17 protein-coding genes are annotated in these 14,826 nt (G+C 50.8%); 3 read left to right on the top strand and 14 right to left on the bottom strand.

Annotated elements, in window-relative coordinates:
- Positions 1-40: 40 nt before the first annotated feature.
- Positions 41-376, bottom strand: coding sequence for a YoaK family protein (locus H9Q79_RS17255; RefSeq protein ID WP_249328811.1), 336 nt, complete (start codon positions 374-376; stop codon positions 41-43).
- Between the two features lie 25 nt (positions 377-401).
- The gene (locus tag H9Q79_RS17250) at positions 402-1,739 is read right to left on the bottom strand and encodes an MATE family efflux transporter (protein ID WP_249328810.1); all 1,338 of its coding nucleotides are present in this window, start codon (positions 1,737-1,739) and stop codon (positions 402-404) included.
- Positions 1,740-1,865: 126 nt separating this feature from the next.
- Here H9Q79_RS17250 and H9Q79_RS17245 point away from each other — a divergent pair, with 126 nt between their 5' ends.
- Positions 1,866-2,750, top strand: coding sequence for a LysR family transcriptional regulator (locus H9Q79_RS17245; protein WP_249328809.1), 885 nt, complete (start codon positions 1,866-1,868; stop codon positions 2,748-2,750).
- A gap of 5 nt (positions 2,751-2,755) precedes the next feature.
- Here the strand turns inward: H9Q79_RS17245 and H9Q79_RS17240 are convergent, their stop codons facing one another.
- The 3 genes from H9Q79_RS17240 to H9Q79_RS17230 are packed head-to-tail and all read right to left on the bottom strand — an operon-like array spanning position 2,756 to position 4,599.
- Positions 2,756-3,379 carry an ABC-2 transporter permease gene (locus tag H9Q79_RS17240; protein ID WP_249328808.1) on the bottom strand — a complete coding sequence of 208 codons (624 nt, stop codon included), beginning with the start codon at positions 3,377-3,379 and terminating at the stop codon, positions 2,756-2,758.
- Positions 3,367-4,221, bottom strand: coding sequence for an ABC transporter ATP-binding protein (locus H9Q79_RS17235; protein ID WP_249328807.1), 855 nt, complete (start codon positions 4,219-4,221; stop codon positions 3,367-3,369). The genes H9Q79_RS17240 and H9Q79_RS17235 overlap by 13 nt, the downstream gene beginning before the upstream one ends.
- Positions 4,222-4,224: 3 nt before the next feature.
- On the bottom strand, positions 4,225-4,599 hold the full coding sequence (locus tag H9Q79_RS17230) for a GntR family transcriptional regulator (protein WP_118644767.1): 375 nt from the start codon (positions 4,597-4,599) through the stop codon (positions 4,225-4,227).
- Between the two features lie 374 nt (positions 4,600-4,973).
- On the opposite strand from H9Q79_RS17230, the gene H9Q79_RS17225 reads away from it, so the two are divergent.
- Entirely contained in the window at positions 4,974-5,240 is a 267-nt protein-coding gene (locus tag H9Q79_RS17225; RefSeq protein WP_249328806.1) for a hypothetical protein, read from the top strand.
- The gene (locus tag H9Q79_RS17220) at positions 5,218-5,835 is read left to right on the top strand and encodes an HAD family hydrolase (protein ID WP_249328805.1); all 618 of its coding nucleotides are present in this window, start codon (positions 5,218-5,220) and stop codon (positions 5,833-5,835) included. The genes H9Q79_RS17225 and H9Q79_RS17220 overlap by 23 nt, the downstream gene beginning before the upstream one ends.
- Positions 5,836-5,917: 82 nt before the next feature.
- Here the strand turns inward: H9Q79_RS17220 and H9Q79_RS17215 are convergent, their stop codons facing one another.
- The 9 genes from H9Q79_RS17215 to H9Q79_RS17175 form a co-directional block, all read right to left on the bottom strand.
- Entirely contained in the window at positions 5,918-6,562 is a 645-nt protein-coding gene (locus H9Q79_RS17215; protein WP_118648730.1) for a potassium channel family protein, read from the bottom strand.
- Between the two features lie 11 nt (positions 6,563-6,573).
- Entirely contained in the window at positions 6,574-7,887 is a 1,314-nt protein-coding gene (locus H9Q79_RS17210) for a TrkH family potassium uptake protein (RefSeq protein ID WP_249328804.1), read from the bottom strand.
- Between the two features lie 65 nt (positions 7,888-7,952).
- Complete coding sequence (locus H9Q79_RS17205) at positions 7,953-8,741, bottom strand: prolipoprotein diacylglyceryl transferase (protein ID WP_249328803.1); 789 nt, start codon at positions 8,739-8,741, stop codon at positions 7,953-7,955.
- A gap of 85 nt (positions 8,742-8,826) precedes the next feature.
- Positions 8,827-9,093 (bottom strand): hypothetical protein, encoded by a 267-nt coding sequence (locus tag H9Q79_RS17200; protein WP_118648726.1) that lies wholly within the window; start codon positions 9,091-9,093, stop codon positions 8,827-8,829.
- Positions 9,094-9,223: 130 nt separating this feature from the next.
- A complete protein-coding gene (locus H9Q79_RS17195; RefSeq protein WP_249328802.1) occupies positions 9,224-10,240 on the bottom strand; it encodes an aldo/keto reductase in 1,017 nt (338 codons plus the stop codon).
- Positions 10,241-10,261: 21 nt separating this feature from the next.
- Positions 10,262-11,194: a 1-phosphofructokinase gene (pfkB, locus tag H9Q79_RS17190; protein WP_118648722.1), complete on the bottom strand. Its 933-nt coding sequence runs from the start codon at positions 11,192-11,194 to the stop codon at positions 10,262-10,264.
- Between the two features lie 14 nt (positions 11,195-11,208).
- On the bottom strand, positions 11,209-12,258 hold the full coding sequence (locus tag H9Q79_RS17185) for a galactitol-1-phosphate 5-dehydrogenase (RefSeq protein WP_118648720.1): 1,050 nt from the start codon (positions 12,256-12,258) through the stop codon (positions 11,209-11,211).
- Between the two features lies 1 nt (position 12,259).
- The gene (gene xylB, locus H9Q79_RS17180; protein WP_249328801.1) at positions 12,260-13,780 is read right to left on the bottom strand and encodes a xylulokinase; all 1,521 of its coding nucleotides are present in this window, start codon (positions 13,778-13,780) and stop codon (positions 12,260-12,262) included.
- Positions 13,781-13,815: 35 nt separating this feature from the next.
- Positions 13,816-14,826, bottom strand: coding sequence for a LacI family DNA-binding transcriptional regulator (locus H9Q79_RS17175; protein WP_249328800.1), 1,011 nt, complete (start codon positions 14,824-14,826; stop codon positions 13,816-13,818).

Here is a 14,826-nt window from a genome sequence, read left to right as displayed (position 1 = left end):
CTTTCAGAAACATCATGCAGAAACTTCCCCCCCCCCAGCATCACGCAAGAGAACCAGATAGCCTTTTCTCCGCACAGGCCCCCGCGCCGAACAGGAGGACGATGCCAAGGTATGAGAAAAATTTTCTCAGATCATTTTTGTTTCTCGTGACACAGCATCTGCAGAATGCCTCGGCTCCGCTCCGTATATCACCGATGCACATGATACTCGCGTAAATACTTCCTTTTATTTTTCGGAACGCCTGAACCTGCAGCGCACATACAAACGATACGGTCACATTGGCCGTTATATTTAAAAACTGCGGCAAAAATCCTACTCCGAAGAGCAGGATTATTTCTGCGCCCAGCACAAGCTGGCGCCAATGTATTTTTTGCATCTGTCTGAAGAAACCGCGCATGGCCTCAACGCAGATAATCCCGGCTGTTCCAGGGGCCTTTCCGGTAAAACAGGACCGACAGGGCGGTAGCCACAGACCAGCCGATCGGCCATGCGAGCCAGATTCCCAGTGTTTCAAAAATTTTTGACAGAGTGACCGCTAAAACTACCCGCAGCACAAGATCTGTAAATGTAGCAGCCATAAACTGCTTCATCATACCGGCCCCGCGCAATATTCCATCGGATACCAGCTTCGCAGAGACTACAAAATAGAAGGGGGCAACGATCCGCAGGAACAGAAGCGCCGTATCCATGGCAATACCGGTGGGATGTTCCAGGAACAGATAGATCAGATAACGCCCCGCAATCAGATAGGCCGCCACCAGCGGGATACTCAGCATCCATACCAGCTTCAGCCCCGCCCGGAACCCCTCTTTCACCCGCGGCAGCTTATTGGCTCCGATATTCTGTGCTGTATAATTAGAGATACCGTTGCCCAGGGTTGTGAATGATGTCACCACCAGGTTATTCAGCTTAACCGCTGCGGAATATCCAGCCATGACGCTGGAGCCAAACGTGTTGATTACGCCTTGTATAATAATATTTCCCACTGAGATAAAGCTCTGCTGCAGGATGCTGGGAACAGCGATCGCAGTAATCTTGCCGAACAGCTGCCAGGAAAATGCCTTCGCTTTCTCCTCTGTCTCTATCTTTGCCAGGCGCCGGAGAACGAAAGCGACAGCCAGCACACAGCTGATGCCCTGACAGAGGAAGGTCGCCCATGCCACGCCTGCAACCCCCATCCGGAAAGCGGTGACAAACAGGATATCCATGCCTATGTTGACGCTCGATGAACAGGCCAGAAAAATAAAGGGCGTCTTAGAATCACCCAGCGCTGAAAAAATCCCGGTCGCCACATTGTAATAGAACATGAAAGGAAGCCCCAGGATATAGATATCCAGATACAGCTTTGAATCAGCCATGACATTCAGCGGGGTATTAATCAAGCGCAGGAGCGTGCTTCCCAAAAGCCAGCCTCCTGCCATCAGCACAGCGCACAGAACACCGCTGGCGATGATGGTCGTATAGACCGCTGTCTTCATATCCCGGAATTTCTTCGCGCCGAAAAGCTGTGACACTATCACGGAGCAGCCGATATTACATCCGAATGCAAAAGCAATAAAAATCAGAGTGATTTCATAGCTGTTTCCCACAGCGGCCAGTGCGTTTTCTCCGACAAACTTACCCGCCACAAGGCTGTCTGCTATGTTATACAGCTGTTGAAAAATTATGCTTCCAAACAGTGGAAGACAGAACCTCCAGAGAACTGTCCCCGGCTTACCGACCGTCAAATCCTTATTCATGTATCTTCCCTCTCCCGAAATTATTGTTGCTTCATTTAACCAAATAGATTATAATACAGGAACAGAAATATGTATAATATATGATTGATATTATTACTATATAAAATTTATATAGAAAGAGACACTATGATCATCAGCTACGATTATTACCGAATCTTTTATTACGTTGCAAAATACAAAAACTTTACACAGGCTGCCAACATTCTCCTGAACAACCAGCCCAACATCACGCGCTCCATCAAGAACCTGGAAGCCGCCCTGGGCTGTACACTGTTCATACGAACCAACAGGGGCGTAAGCCTCACTCCGGAAGGCGAAAAGCTGTACGCTCACATATCGGTGGCTTTTGAACAGATTAAAGCCGGGGAAGAGGAGCTCTCGATGGACCGGAGTCTCCAGCGGGGTATTGTCTCCATCGGCACCAGTGAAACGGCCCTTCACGGCCTGTTATTCAGGGTTTTGAACCGGTTTCACCGGGCGCATCCGGGCATCCGGCTGCGAATCTCCAACTACTCTACCCCTCAGGCGATCTCCGCTCTGAAAAACGGCTCCGTTGACCTGGCAGTCGTCACCGGGCCCACGGGCGTCAAACGCCCTTTCCAGGAAATACAACTGAAACCCTTCCGGGAAATTCCGGTCTGCGGTCCTTCATTCATCCATCTGAAGGACAAACCGCTTCATCTCCGCGACCTGATTCAGTTCCCACTGATATGCCTGGGAAAAGATACAAAAACCTATGAGTTTTACAACCGCCTGTTTCTGGAACACGGTCTGACACTGTCCCCGGACATGGAGGCAGCAACCGCAGATCAGATCCTTCCGATGGTAAAAAATGATCTCGGCATCGGTTTTCTGCCTGAAACCTTTGCAGAAGAAGCTCTGCAAAAAGAAGAGATTATTCAATTACAGCTGGAAGAAAAAATACCGGAGCGCTTCATCTGTCTCGTGAAGCACTCCGATCACTCTCTTAATATCGCCGCCCGCGAGCTGGAAAAAATGCTGCTGGCCTGAATGATTTAATACTCTTTTTTCCTGTAGACTGCAATTGATATCAGATAAGAAGGCGCCAGACAGATCACAGCCGCCCCTATAATCAGATACGGAAGCCTGCCTGCCAGTTCTCCCACCGGCAACGGCCCCGTCACCTTCCCGCACAGGTATACGATTGCCGCTACCGCGCCTATAATGAGCACCAGCATCAGCCGGCTGTTGGCACTTCCGAACCTGTAAATTACCGGAATCATCACTGTCTCCACTAAAACCACCGCCGCGCAGACCATCAGATGAAACAGCATGGTATCCCCGGCAGGCGGCTGCCCTTTCACCATATAAACCACATTCATAATCAGCACCGCACTCCCCATGGAGGCCAGGCTCATCAAAAAAGCAGACAGATATCTCGCCAGGACGACCTTGCCGCTGGAAACAGGCAGAATCCTCTCCATCATCTGCCAATTACAGGATTCATCCCATCCGAAAATCTGGACCGGGAACATGATACTGAGCACGCAGGCCATCGTGACCACCAACGAAGGCTGATCCCAGTAAAAGCAGAGGACACAGTAAATTCCGATCACCAGCAGATAAAACTTTATCTGTTTTTTCATGAAAATAAAATCCTTTAAAATCATTCCGCCCATATCTGTTCCCCCTTAATCAAATGCAGCATGATTTCGTCAATCGACGGCCGTTCTGCCTCAAAATTCCGTCCCAGTTTTTCCCTGTTCACCAGAGCCGACACCCCGAATCCGGAACGGCTGACCGCCAGCACCGCATTCTTCGGAAGCTTCGCAAGGCTGCTGTCATTTCCCTTCCAGATCCCATACTGGTACAGGAGCGTATCCTTTTGCTCACTGAATATCACTCTTCCCTCGTGAATCATCACTACATAGTCCGCAATCTTCTCCAGATCACTGGTGATATGCGTAGAAAACAGTATGCTGTGCTCTTCATCCATAATAAAATCCTGAAATATCTCCAGCATTTCATCACGCACTACAGGGTCCAGCCCGCTTGTAGGCTCATCCAGCAGCAGCAGCCGGGCTCTGTGGGACAGCGCCACCGCCAGCTGCAGCTTCAGCTGCATCCCGCGGGAGGCAGTCTTATAAGCTTTCTTCCGGTCAATGCCAAACCGGTCCAGATATCCAAAAAATGTATCCTCCTGCCAATTCCGGTATATGTTCCTGTACATGGTATTGATATTGTTCCCCGTAATATCCTGCTGATAATTCATCTCGACAAACACAACGCCGATGTCTTCCATGTCCGCCTTCCGGCTGTCCTGCCCAAAGATATCCACGGACCCGCTGTCTCTGTGGGCAATATCCAGTATACATTTCAGCGTCGTAGTCTTACCGGCTCCGTTTTCTCCCACAAAACCCATAATACATCCCTTGGGCAGCACCAGGTCAACCTGTTCAAGAGCAAACTTTTTATACTTCTTACACAGGCCATGCACTTCCAAAATATTCTGATTTTCCATCTGCTAATCCTCTTCATATAATGTTTTCAGAAGCTCTGTCATCTCATTCAGCGTAATCTCCGTCTTCTTCGCCACCTCTACCGCCTGGGCGAGCTTCTCCTCCACCAGCCGAAGCTTCTCCTCCTGCAAAAGCTGCCGGCTCTTACCTGCCACAAAACACCCCTTGCCAGGAACGCTCATCACATAGCCTTCCCGTTCCAGCTCTTCGTAAGCCCTTTTCGTAGTAATAACACTGATCCGCAGATTCTTGGCCAAAAGCCTGAGAGAAGGCAGCGCTTCCCCGCTCTCAAGCTCCCCGGCCAGAATGAGATGTTTGATCTGTGAGGTGATCTGTTCATAGATCGGGACCTCACTGCTGTTGTGAATTATAATATCCATAGGTATACCTCGCAGTTAACTGTATATACACACTATACACAGTCATACACAGTTTGTCAATAGAAAATTGCTTCCAAATAGTCGGGAGGGGAAGCGGTTTGGATACCCGGACGAAAGGGTGGGAGGAGGCGGGGCGGAACAGGGGCGGCGCCAGTATTTCTTTATTGAATACCGAAATCTACCGTCTGTGACCATCGGGGTTCCCACCTCTAGCGAGAGCCATTGTACCGTCTGGAACAGCCAGAAAAGCGGCGGGAGCTCTCCCGCTGCTTTTCATCCGGGTATCCATCCCCCCCTCGCCACAAAACCAAAACTTGTATTTCGCTGGTTTTTTGATTATAATGAGTTTAATCTTAGGATAAGGAGTTACCAAAATGAAAAAAGCGAAACGTGTTCTTGCCCTTCTGGGCGTTATTCTTCTCGTTGCCATGTATGGCTCTACTCTGGTTTTTGCCGTGATAGACAGCCCGATGGCCAGGGGGCTTTTAATGGGGTCTGTCTATTGTACGATTGCTGTTCCGGTCTTGCTGTATGCAATGACTTTGGTCACCAAGCATCTGAAGGATAAGAATCAAAAGCTCCATGAGGAAGAAGAGAAAAGAAAGGATGATTTTGCCGATGATGACAACGCCGGGGATTGATACGGTTATCTTTGATATTGGGCGGGTTTTGGTGGATTTTGATCCGGCGCGTTATGTGGAACAGGAAGTTCCGGATGTTGAGCTGCAAAGGCGGATCTATCCAATTATGTTTAAGAATCCGGACTGGGAGGCTGATGACCTGGGGATCTATTCTGAAGAAGAAATTCTCGGCCGGTTTATCCGGAAGGCTCCGGATCTTGAGGAGGAGATACGCAAGCTATATGACCGTTCGGGAAGAACTATTACGCTGTTCCCCTATGCGGTTCCCTGGGTACGGGGGCTTAAGGATGCCGGGTTCCGGGTTTATGCCCTTTCTAACTATTCCAGGCACCTGTATGAACGGACAGTGGAAAAGATGAAATTTCTACCTCTTCTGGACGGTGTGGTGTTTTCCTGGCAGTGCCACAGCATCAAGCCGGACGGGGAAATCTACCGCTGCCTCTTCCGTCAGTACCAGATCAACCCCAGCCGGGCCGTGTTTCTGGACGATAACCTGCCCAATATTGAGAAAGCCAGAGAGCTGGGTATGTATGCCATACATTTCACCGGCTTTGAGGAGGCCAAAACTCAGCTGGACAGTCTGCTGGGCATATAAAAGGACTGCCCGTAAAACGTTATTTCAGAATATCTCTAAATAACGTTTTACGGGCAGCCCTTTTCATTCCCGCAGGCAGCGGTTATCTTGTCAGCTTGTGCACGGCCTCCGCGCTTCCCATCACGAGCAGGCTTTCGTCCGGTACAAATACGTGTTCCGGTTCCATCAGAGGATAGATGCGTTCTTCCTTTTTGGTGGCCAGGATTGTCACATTGTAATTGGAACGGACGGATTTTTCCAGAATCGTTTTACCGTACCAGTTCTCCGGTGTGGCAATTTCATATATCCCGATCTCCTTGTTCAGTTCGATATAATCAAAAATATTCTTAGCTCCGAATTTCATCGCCAGACGTTCCGCCATATCCCGTTCTGCATACACCACATAATCTGCTCCGTTCCGAAGAAGAAGCTTCCTGTGAACATCCCGGCTGGCCCTGGCAATGATGAACTTGCCTCCAAAGTCCTTCAGCAGAACCGTGATTTCCAAAGCGGCCTGGAAGTTATCTCCGATGGCAACTACGCAAATGTCAAAGTTATTGATTCCCAGAGATTCTATTACTGTATCATCTGTCGCATCTGCGATCTCGATGTTGGGCACCAGCGATACGGCGGCATTCGCACGTTCCTCAGACGCTTCCACCGCCAGCACGCTGTTCCCCTCCTCAATAAATTTCTGTGCCATATGACGGCCAAAACGGCCGAGGCCTATAATCAATATGGATTTCATCTCTTCTCCTTTCAGCCCACTGTCACTTTTTCAACGGGATAGCGGGCGGCTATCTTTTTCTTATCAGAAGTGAACGCCAGTAAAATCGTCAGCGAACCGGCTCTTCCGAAGATCATCAGCAGAGCTAGCAATATTTTAGAGACAAACCCCAGTTGAGCGGTGATTCCCAGCGTCAGGCCAACCGTCGCTATCGCAGAAACACTCTCATACAGAGACGTCAGGAACGGAATCGCTTCCAAGTGAGAAATTACCAGTCCCACCCCGACAGACAGCAGCAGATACAGGCATGTGATGCAGGAAGCAGTCCGGACTACCGCATCCTCAATGGAGCGGTGATACGCTTCCACGGATTTCCGCCCCCGGAAGATCGTCCGGATACTCAATAGCTGTACCGCGGCAGTCGTGGTCTTAATTCCCCCCGCCGTGGAGCCGGTGGAGCCGCCGATCAGCATCAGAATAATCATCACAAACTGGCTCGCCTGAGTCATAGTTGACAGGTTTACGGAATTAAAACCGGCCGTCCTGGAGGTCACCGACTGAAACAGGCTGGTCAGCACTTTCTCACTTCCCCCCATCGCTTCGAAAGACGGGTTCCCCGACTCCAGCCAGAACAGGCAGGCCGCGCCGCCCAGGATCAACACTCCCGTGGTGATCAGCACAATTTTACTGTGAAGCCTCAGCTTGCTGAAGGAAAATCTGTGATCCAACAAGTCCTTCCATACCAGGAAGCCCAGACCGCCCACCACAATCAGAACCATAATAATCATATTCACATACCAGTTGCCGCCAACCGTGGTCAGCGATGAACCCGGCGAAAACTGGCCAAACAGGTCAAATCCGGCATTGCAGAAGGCGGATATCGCATGAAAGACAGAATACCACAGCCCTTCTCCGAAACCCAGACGGGGAATAAAATAAAATCCCAGCAGGATCACTCCTATCCCTTCCACGAGAAGGGTGCCCAGCAGTATAAATCTGGTGATTCGTACAATGCCCCCCAGATGAGGGGCGGAAATGGAATTCTGCATCAGCATCCGGGACTGCAGCCCAATCTTCCTTCCCGCCGCAGCCATGGCCGTGATGGCCAGCGTCATAAATCCAACGCCTCCGATCTGTATCAGACACAGGATAATCACTTGTCCGAAACCAGACCAGCAGGTATACGTATCAAATCGCACCAGTCCCGTCACACAGGTAGCAGAGGTGGCTGTGAAAAATGCATCTGAAAACGGAACCGATTCTCCTGCCCTTGTAGCTACAGGCAGCCACAGCAGCAACGACCCCAGCAAAATAATCAGGCAATATCCTGCCAGTATGATCTTCATGGGCGATGCTCGATGCAGCCCGGAAAATATTTTAGAAAAAAACTCTTTTATTTTCTCCATTTCTATTACTGACCTTTCTCCTTCTGCTTCACCATGCTCCTGGTCATCAGAAACGCAGACACCAGAATCATGATCATACTAATCCACTGAGAGGTTGAAAACCAGAGCAGCCCGCCCCTCTCCGCGTCATCGTACCTCAGAAACTCCAGCAGAAAACGGCTGATGCCGTATAGCATCAGATAGATATACACATTCAGCAGATCCAAACCCTTTTTCCAGGTCCGTCTGATCAACACAGCAGCGATTCCAAAATTAATCAACGCCTCCAGCATCTGAACCGGAAACAGCGGCGTTTCCAGGGGCGCATACGTGGGAACGTAGGGCGACTGGTGATAGATCACATGAAACGGCCCGTTATAGGGAAACCCATAGCAGCAGCTGGCAAAATGACAGCCAATCCTCCCAAACGCATGGGCGATAGGAAGGCAAGGGATCGCTGCTTCCAGATATGGAAGCACGTGGATCTTATGCAGCCTGCCGGCAAGAAATACCGCTCCCAGCCCGCCAATCAGGCCTCCATAGAACACAAAGCCACCTGACATCAACAGCTTCAGGTACTCCGGATCCAGGATGCTGCTCCATTCAATCTGATTCCAGCTGATCAGAAGGAACAGCAGCTTTGCTCCCACCATCCCTCCCAAAAATCCATATGCGATCAGCAGCAGGAGGTGATTCGGATCATATTTAAAATGCTTTACAAGCATCCAGGCAACGCCCGCCGCCGCAAAAATGCCGATCAGTATCATAACGCCATACATGGGGATAAACCTCCCCATCCAGACAAATCCTCGCATAGTGTTCTCCTAAAAAAACGGGCATCATAATTATGCCGTCAGGCAAATTACAATACCCGTCTGTCGTCTTATTGTCCACCCTCTGTTAAAACATTGAATTCAACGAATTAATCGCTGCTGCCTGGCCACAGGCAAGACATCCATAGCAGGCTACATAGAACAAAATAGACAGAGCCGCTCCGATGATGGAACAGACCATACCCGCCGTAGCCATCCCCGCCTTCGCGGGATCCGCTTTGCCAAGAACACCCATAATTATTCCTACAATACCACAGATCAGGCCAATCCAGATTACTCCAAATGCCCCAAAGACTATAGCGATAATACCTAAAACTAACGATGCGACAGCCATAACCACTCTTCCTCCTTTGTATTTATTAATATTGCCAATTCTTTTTTATTATACATGCTGAAGTAATAAATCGCAATAGCAATTTCAGTTGGGAATTTACAAAATATCTCATAAACCGACAAAAAAACCGTCATCCTGCTCCAGCAATCGTTCCCTTCAGATCCCAGAGGTCTCTCCAATCCCCGGCTCCAGGCCACAGGAATACCTGCCCCTTCACCAGCCGGTTGTCTCTTTCCAGCCCCCCGATCACTTCCATCTCTTCTGAAGTAAGAGGATCTTCAGTCACACATTTCAAATTAGCGGTATAATTCCTTTCTTTTACAGAAAAAGGTATTGGCGTCTGACCTCTCTGGACTGCCCATTTGATGCAGACAAGAGCCGGATGGATACCATGGCTTTCTGCAATTCTCCGAATCTCCGGAAGTTCAATATCCGCAATATCCTCCGGGGTCCTGTCCCGTTCCGGCCTGTCCGGTGATCCCAGCGGGCAGAAGCCAACCACCTGAATCTCCCTCTCCCTGCAATAGTCAAACAGCTCCTGCTGCTGAAAGCAGGGGTGCAGCTCCATTTCAATGGCCGCCGGTTTAATCCGGCACAGGGGAAGAACTGCCTCCAGTTTCGGGATCGTCATGTTGGACATCCCGATATGCCTGGTCAGCCCCATATCCACCAGACGTTCCATTTGCCGCCAGGTCGTCATGAAGCGCTCCGTGCTAAAGGGCCTGGAATCCGGATTCCGTTCTGACACATCACATTTCGGCGGATGATAATTAGGAAAAGGCCAATGGACATAATACATATCCAAAGCTTCCAGCTGCAGATCCTTCAGCGTCTTTGCACAGGCCAGAAGTACATCTCCCTGTCCATGCATGTCATTCCACACTTTGGAAACAATAAACAGCTCCTCACGTCGGACCTCCCCTTCTGAAAAAGCCTCTGCAAATACCTCTCCGATCTGAGCTTCGTTGCCATAGCACGCCGCACAGTCAAAGTGACGATAGCCAACTCTGATAGCTCCGGCGACGGCAGCAGATACTTCCTCCGGCGCGGCATGGTCTGAACCAAAGGTGCCCATTCCAACGGCCGGCATTTTCGCCCCTGTATACAATGTCCTGGCGGGAATTAAATTAGGATCAATAAACTCCATAGATGATGCCTCCTTGTTCTTCTAAGCGATCTGATGAACTTCTATTCGCGGAAGCAGAGCTTCCATATCCTGTTTCAGAAAATAACCTGTCTCCATTCTCATGGCGCTGGCCGCCGAAATAGCGCTGGCCAGCCTGATACATTCCGCAACCGCCAGCCCTCTGGAAAATCCTGCCGCAAAGCCCGCAGTCATGGAATCTCCGCATCCCACCGTGTTCACTGCCTCAATCCGCGGGACGCGTGCTTCAAAAGCCCCCTCTTCACTGGAAATCACGGCGCCTTCCGCGCCTCTGGATATCACTACCACACGGATTCCCCTTCTGTGCAGGCCCGATGCCGCCTGAAGCAGGTCCTCCCGGCTCACAATCTCACGGCCGGTCAGCATTTGAATCTCATCCATATTTGGCTTTATCATGAAAGGCTGATAAGTGATGCACTCCTCCAGAAGTTTCCCGCTGGTATCCAGAATCACCCTTTTTCCACATCTCCGGGCACTCTCCATCAGACGGCGGTAGAGATCTCCGCTCCCGCCTGTCGGGATGCTGCCCGAAATTGTCACAATGCTGCAGCCGCCCACCAAATGATTAAATCTTTCCTCCAGCCGGTCCATATCCTGGCCGTTAATCGAAAATCCCGGTTCCAGAAATTCTGTCTGAGTCTTATTCGCTTCATCCCATATGTTGATACAGGAACGGCTTTCCCCTGAGCACCAGACAAACTCGCTCTCAATCCCCTCAGACTGGATATATTCTTCTATGAAAGAACCAGAATGGCCTCCCAGGAATCCGGTAGCCGTCACAGCCTCTCCTGCGATCTTTGCCGCCCTGGACACATTCAACCCTTTGCCTCCGGCAGTAGCCGCACAGGATTTCACACGGTTTACACTGCCCACACTAAAATTTTCTGCCACATACCGTTTATCAATGGCCGCATTGGCGGTTACTGTTAAAATCATCCTGTATCCGCCTCCTACTGCTCACTGTCAATCAGTATCTTGCCTTTGACCGCCCCCGGAGTCTTAAACATTTCAAAAGCCGACGCGATCTGAGAGAGCGGTATTTTCTTATAAATAAAAGAGTCGTCAAACTTCAGTTCACCTGTGGCGAAGTAATGGGCCACCAATTCCCATTCATGTCCCGGAAACGGCGCGGAATAAGACATCCAGGACCCCGTCAGCCGGAATTCCTTCCGGTTAATGTTTTCCCATTCATCCACAGTAAAAGTCAGCTCCTTCGTGGGCGTACCAATAAAGCAGACCCCCGCCTTATTCGCCGCCAGCTGGAAGGCCAGCCTCATGGTAACGGTGTTGCCAGCCGTCTCATAGACATAGTCAAAACCACGGCCACCCGTCAGTGCAGACACCTTTTCCATAAAATCTTCTTCCCCGGTGTTCACACCAGTGTCAGCTCCCAGGCGTACAGCCAGCTCCAGGCGTTCATTCACAATATCAAAAACCACCACCTGACTGGCTCCGAAAATCCGGGCCCACTGCATGGTCATCAAACCAATCGTCCCGCCTCCCAGAATGGCTACCGTATGCCCTCCTTTATATCCGGTCCGTTCCAGCCCATGGAGAGCTACAGTGGCCGGTTCAAAAAAAGCGCCCTTCTCAAAACTGACGTCTTCACTGAATTTGACGGCATTTTTTTCCGGAACCACCACGTACTCTGCAAAGCTGCCGAACTGCCGGGAGCCGATAAAGCTGTAATGCTTACAGAGGGAATAATCCCCTCTCTGGCAGTCCTCACAGGCCATACAGGGAACCAGCGGGACACCTGCCACTCTGTCCCCCGGCTGCACACTCGTCACACCTTCTCCGATTTCCTCCACAACGCCCGAAAATTCGTGACCCAGCACATTCGGAAAAAAATGGCACGCATCTCCGTTTACCCGGGGCACGTCTGAACCGCAAATTCCCGTATACTTCACCTTAATGAGTACAGTTCCCGGCCTCACTGCCGGCTTCTCTATTTCATCATATCTTATATCATTTTTTGCGTATACTACGCCTGCTTTCATTTCACTTTCCTCCTGTCTTTTTCATCAGATCCTTTAATGCCTGGTAGAGTTCCAGATACGTATTATAGGGTTTCCGGTACAGAGCGCCCGCCGCCGGATCAGGTTCATGCCGCCGTGTTTCATGTACTGTCAGCCCCACAGCTTCCTCATAAGACTGATAGTAACCCGTGCCCACGCCGGCCAGCAAAGCTGCTCCCAGTGTCGTGGCCGTATCAGAAGAGGGAACCACAATCGGCTTCCCGGTCACGTCGGACTTGATCTGCGTCCAGAGCAGAGAATTTGCTGAACCGCCCATGGCTCTCAATACTTCTGCATTGGCTCCTGCTTCCTCTGCCACATCCAGGTTATGCTTCAGCGAATATGCAACACCTTCCATACAGGCTCTGACCATATGGCCTTTTGTCTTAGAAAAATCCAGCCCGAAGAATACCCCCTTCGCTTCCGGATCCCAGATGGGAGAACGCTCTCCGGACATATACGGAAGAAATACAAGCCCTTCGCTTCCGGGAGCGATGCTCTCTGCCAGCTCATTTAACTGTACCAGGGAAGCCTTGCCCGTTCGATCCTGCTGTGACCGCTCATATTCAGCAAATTCCTTCTCAAACCACCGCATAACTCCGCCGCCGCCAGTAGTTCCTCCCTGCAGCAGCCATTTTCCCGGTACCACATGATAGCTCAGGATCAGGCGGGGATCTGCTTTATATGTATCTGTACAGATGCTCATTCCGCCTGCCTGACCGCCCTGCTCCTGGGTCTCTCCCCCATGGATGACGCCGGCGCCCAGAGTTCCGCAGGCGGCATCCAAACCTCCTGCCACCACCGGAGTACCCGCTGCCAGCCCGGATTCTGCCGCCGCTTTCTCCGTCACACTGCCAACCACTGCATCGCAAGCCACCACCGGCGGCAAAAACTTCACAGGTATTCCAAGCTTCTCACACATTTCTTCGTTCCAGATCCCGTTCCTCATATCAAAGCAGTGCCAGCCGTACCCCTGGCAGATATCCTGTGTCACCGCTCCCGTCAGGCGGTAAACCAGATAACCATTGGACTGCAGGATTTTGTCGGTCTTTCCATACACCTCCGGCAGGCTTTCCCGATACCACAGCACCTTTGCCGTCGTATAAGACGGCTGAAGAGAATTTCCAGCCAGCTGGAATATCGTTTCTGCGCCAATTTCCTCATTCAGCCTGTCACAGATCTCCTGTGCCCTGGTATCCATCCAGATCGGTGTATTCGTCAGCACCTGACCACCTTTGTCCAATGCAACCGCCGACCAGCTCTGGCCGTCGATGCCGATTCCCGCTATTTCCCGGGGACAGATCCCGGTCAGCTTCAGTACCTCTTTTACCGCCCGGCAGACGCCGTCCCACCATTCCTCCGGATTCTGTTCCGCCCATCCTGGCTTCTGGTAATAAACTGGATACTCGCCCGACGCCGCTCCCAACACCCTGCCAGCCCTGTTAAAAAGAGCCACCTTACAGGCACTGGTACCAAGATCAATCCCCAATAAATACTTTCCCATAAGCGTTTACCTCCACTTAATCTTTCCGGTATGTTTCACAATTTTTTCACCGAACTTCCCGGTATGAGCGCTGTTTTCAGACGTACCTTGTATGGCTGAGCATTCACTGCACAATCTGTTTTCCCCAACCTCTCCAGCATGATTCTCGCAGCATGATCAGCGATCTCTCCTGTGGGCTGATCCAGGATTGTGAGCCTGGGCCGGCAGGCCCTGGCAAATTGCAGATTATCAAAACCGATGACCGACAGCTCCTCCGGCACTGACAGACCCAGTTCATTCATACCGATCATAACGCCAACGCTCATATTATAGTTTCCCACCACAACTGCTGTCATCTCCGGATTATTTCTTACCAGAGTTTCAAGCCCCAGAACCCCGCTCTCAATCGTACAGTCTCCGGAATAAATATATGACTCCCGCAGCGGAATGCCATTTTCACTGCAGGCTTCTTCATAGCCCATGAGCCGTTCCTGGGCAGTCAGCACATCCTGGGTACCCGCTACCATTCCGATCCCACGGTGCCCGTTTTCTACCAGAAGCTTCACCGCTTCCTTCATCGCTTCCCGGTTATCCGCGCATACGCTGTCACAGCCCAGGCCATTGATTTCCCGGTCAATCAGCACCACTGGCTTTCCTGTTCTCCGAAATTTCTCCAGATGTCGTCCTTTCCCGTCTACCGGCATATTAATCAGGCCGTCCACCCGCTTCCGCATCAAGAACTCCACTGCTTCCCGCTCCCGTACTTTATCTGTCCGGCAGTCGCAGATCATGAGCGCATAGCCATGCTTACGCAGGGTATCTTCGATTCTCCCGATTACCTTAGCGCAGAAAACGCTGTTCAGCTCCGGTATGACTACACCGATCGTCCTCGTGGTATTCGTTTTCAGACCTCTTGCGGTTTCATTAATTTCAAAATGTAACTCCCGTATGGCCTCTTCTATTTTGACCCGGTTTTTTTCCCTCACATTTCCCCCATTTAAATAAGAAGAAATGGTCGCCAGCCCCAGTCCGGTCTTCTGGGCAATGTCTTTGATTGTAGCTGCCAT

This window comes from Wansuia hejianensis (genome assembly GCF_014337215.1).
GTDB classification, from domain to species: Bacteria; Bacillota; Clostridia; order Lachnospirales; family Lachnospiraceae; genus Scatomonas; species Scatomonas hejianensis.
The sequence above is the reverse complement of the archived record's forward strand: the minus strand, read 5'-3'. Positions and strand labels throughout refer to the sequence as shown.

Bases quoted from the DNA above. Each gene is read 5' to 3' on its own strand.
- xylB (WP_249328801.1), bottom strand. From the start codon at position 13,780: ATGGGAAAGTATTTATTGGGGATTGATCTTGGTACCAGTGCCTGTAAG.
- H9Q79_RS17230 (WP_118644767.1), bottom strand. From the start codon at position 4,599: ATGGATATTATAATTCACAACAGCAGTGAGGTCCCGATCTATGAACAG.
- H9Q79_RS17185 (WP_118648720.1), bottom strand. From the start codon at position 12,258: ATGAAAGCAGGCGTAGTATACGCAAAAAATGATATAAGATATGATGAA.
- H9Q79_RS17235 (WP_249328807.1), bottom strand. From the start codon at position 4,221: ATGGAAAATCAGAATATTTTGGAAGTGCATGGCCTGTGTAAGAAGTAT.
- H9Q79_RS17175 (WP_249328800.1), bottom strand. From the start codon at position 14,826: ATGGCAGCTACAATCAAAGACATTGCCCAGAAGACCGGACTGGGGCTG.
- H9Q79_RS17225 (WP_249328806.1), top strand. From the start codon at position 4,974: ATGAAAAAAGCGAAACGTGTTCTTGCCCTTCTGGGCGTTATTCTTCTC.
- H9Q79_RS17220 (WP_249328805.1), top strand. From the start codon at position 5,218: ATGATGACAACGCCGGGGATTGATACGGTTATCTTTGATATTGGGCGG.
- H9Q79_RS17215 (WP_118648730.1), bottom strand. From the start codon at position 6,562: ATGAAATCCATATTGATTATAGGCCTCGGCCGTTTTGGCCGTCATATG.
- H9Q79_RS17240 (WP_249328808.1), bottom strand. From the start codon at position 3,379: ATGGGCGGAATGATTTTAAAGGATTTTATTTTCATGAAAAAACAGATA.
- H9Q79_RS17245 (WP_249328809.1), top strand. From the start codon at position 1,866: ATGATCATCAGCTACGATTATTACCGAATCTTTTATTACGTTGCAAAA.
- H9Q79_RS17205 (WP_249328803.1), bottom strand. From the start codon at position 8,741: ATGCGAGGATTTGTCTGGATGGGGAGGTTTATCCCCATGTATGGCGTT.
- H9Q79_RS17210 (WP_249328804.1), bottom strand. From the start codon at position 7,887: ATGAAGATCATACTGGCAGGATATTGCCTGATTATTTTGCTGGGGTCG.
- H9Q79_RS17250 (WP_249328810.1), bottom strand. From the start codon at position 1,739: ATGAATAAGGATTTGACGGTCGGTAAGCCGGGGACAGTTCTCTGGAGG.
- H9Q79_RS17195 (WP_249328802.1), bottom strand. From the start codon at position 10,240: ATGGAGTTTATTGATCCTAATTTAATTCCCGCCAGGACATTGTATACA.
- H9Q79_RS17255 (WP_249328811.1), bottom strand. From the start codon at position 376: ATGCAAAAAATACATTGGCGCCAGCTTGTGCTGGGCGCAGAAATAATC.
- H9Q79_RS17200 (WP_118648726.1), bottom strand. From the start codon at position 9,093: ATGGCTGTCGCATCGTTAGTTTTAGGTATTATCGCTATAGTCTTTGGG.
- pfkB (WP_118648722.1), bottom strand. From the start codon at position 11,194: ATGATTTTAACAGTAACCGCCAATGCGGCCATTGATAAACGGTATGTG.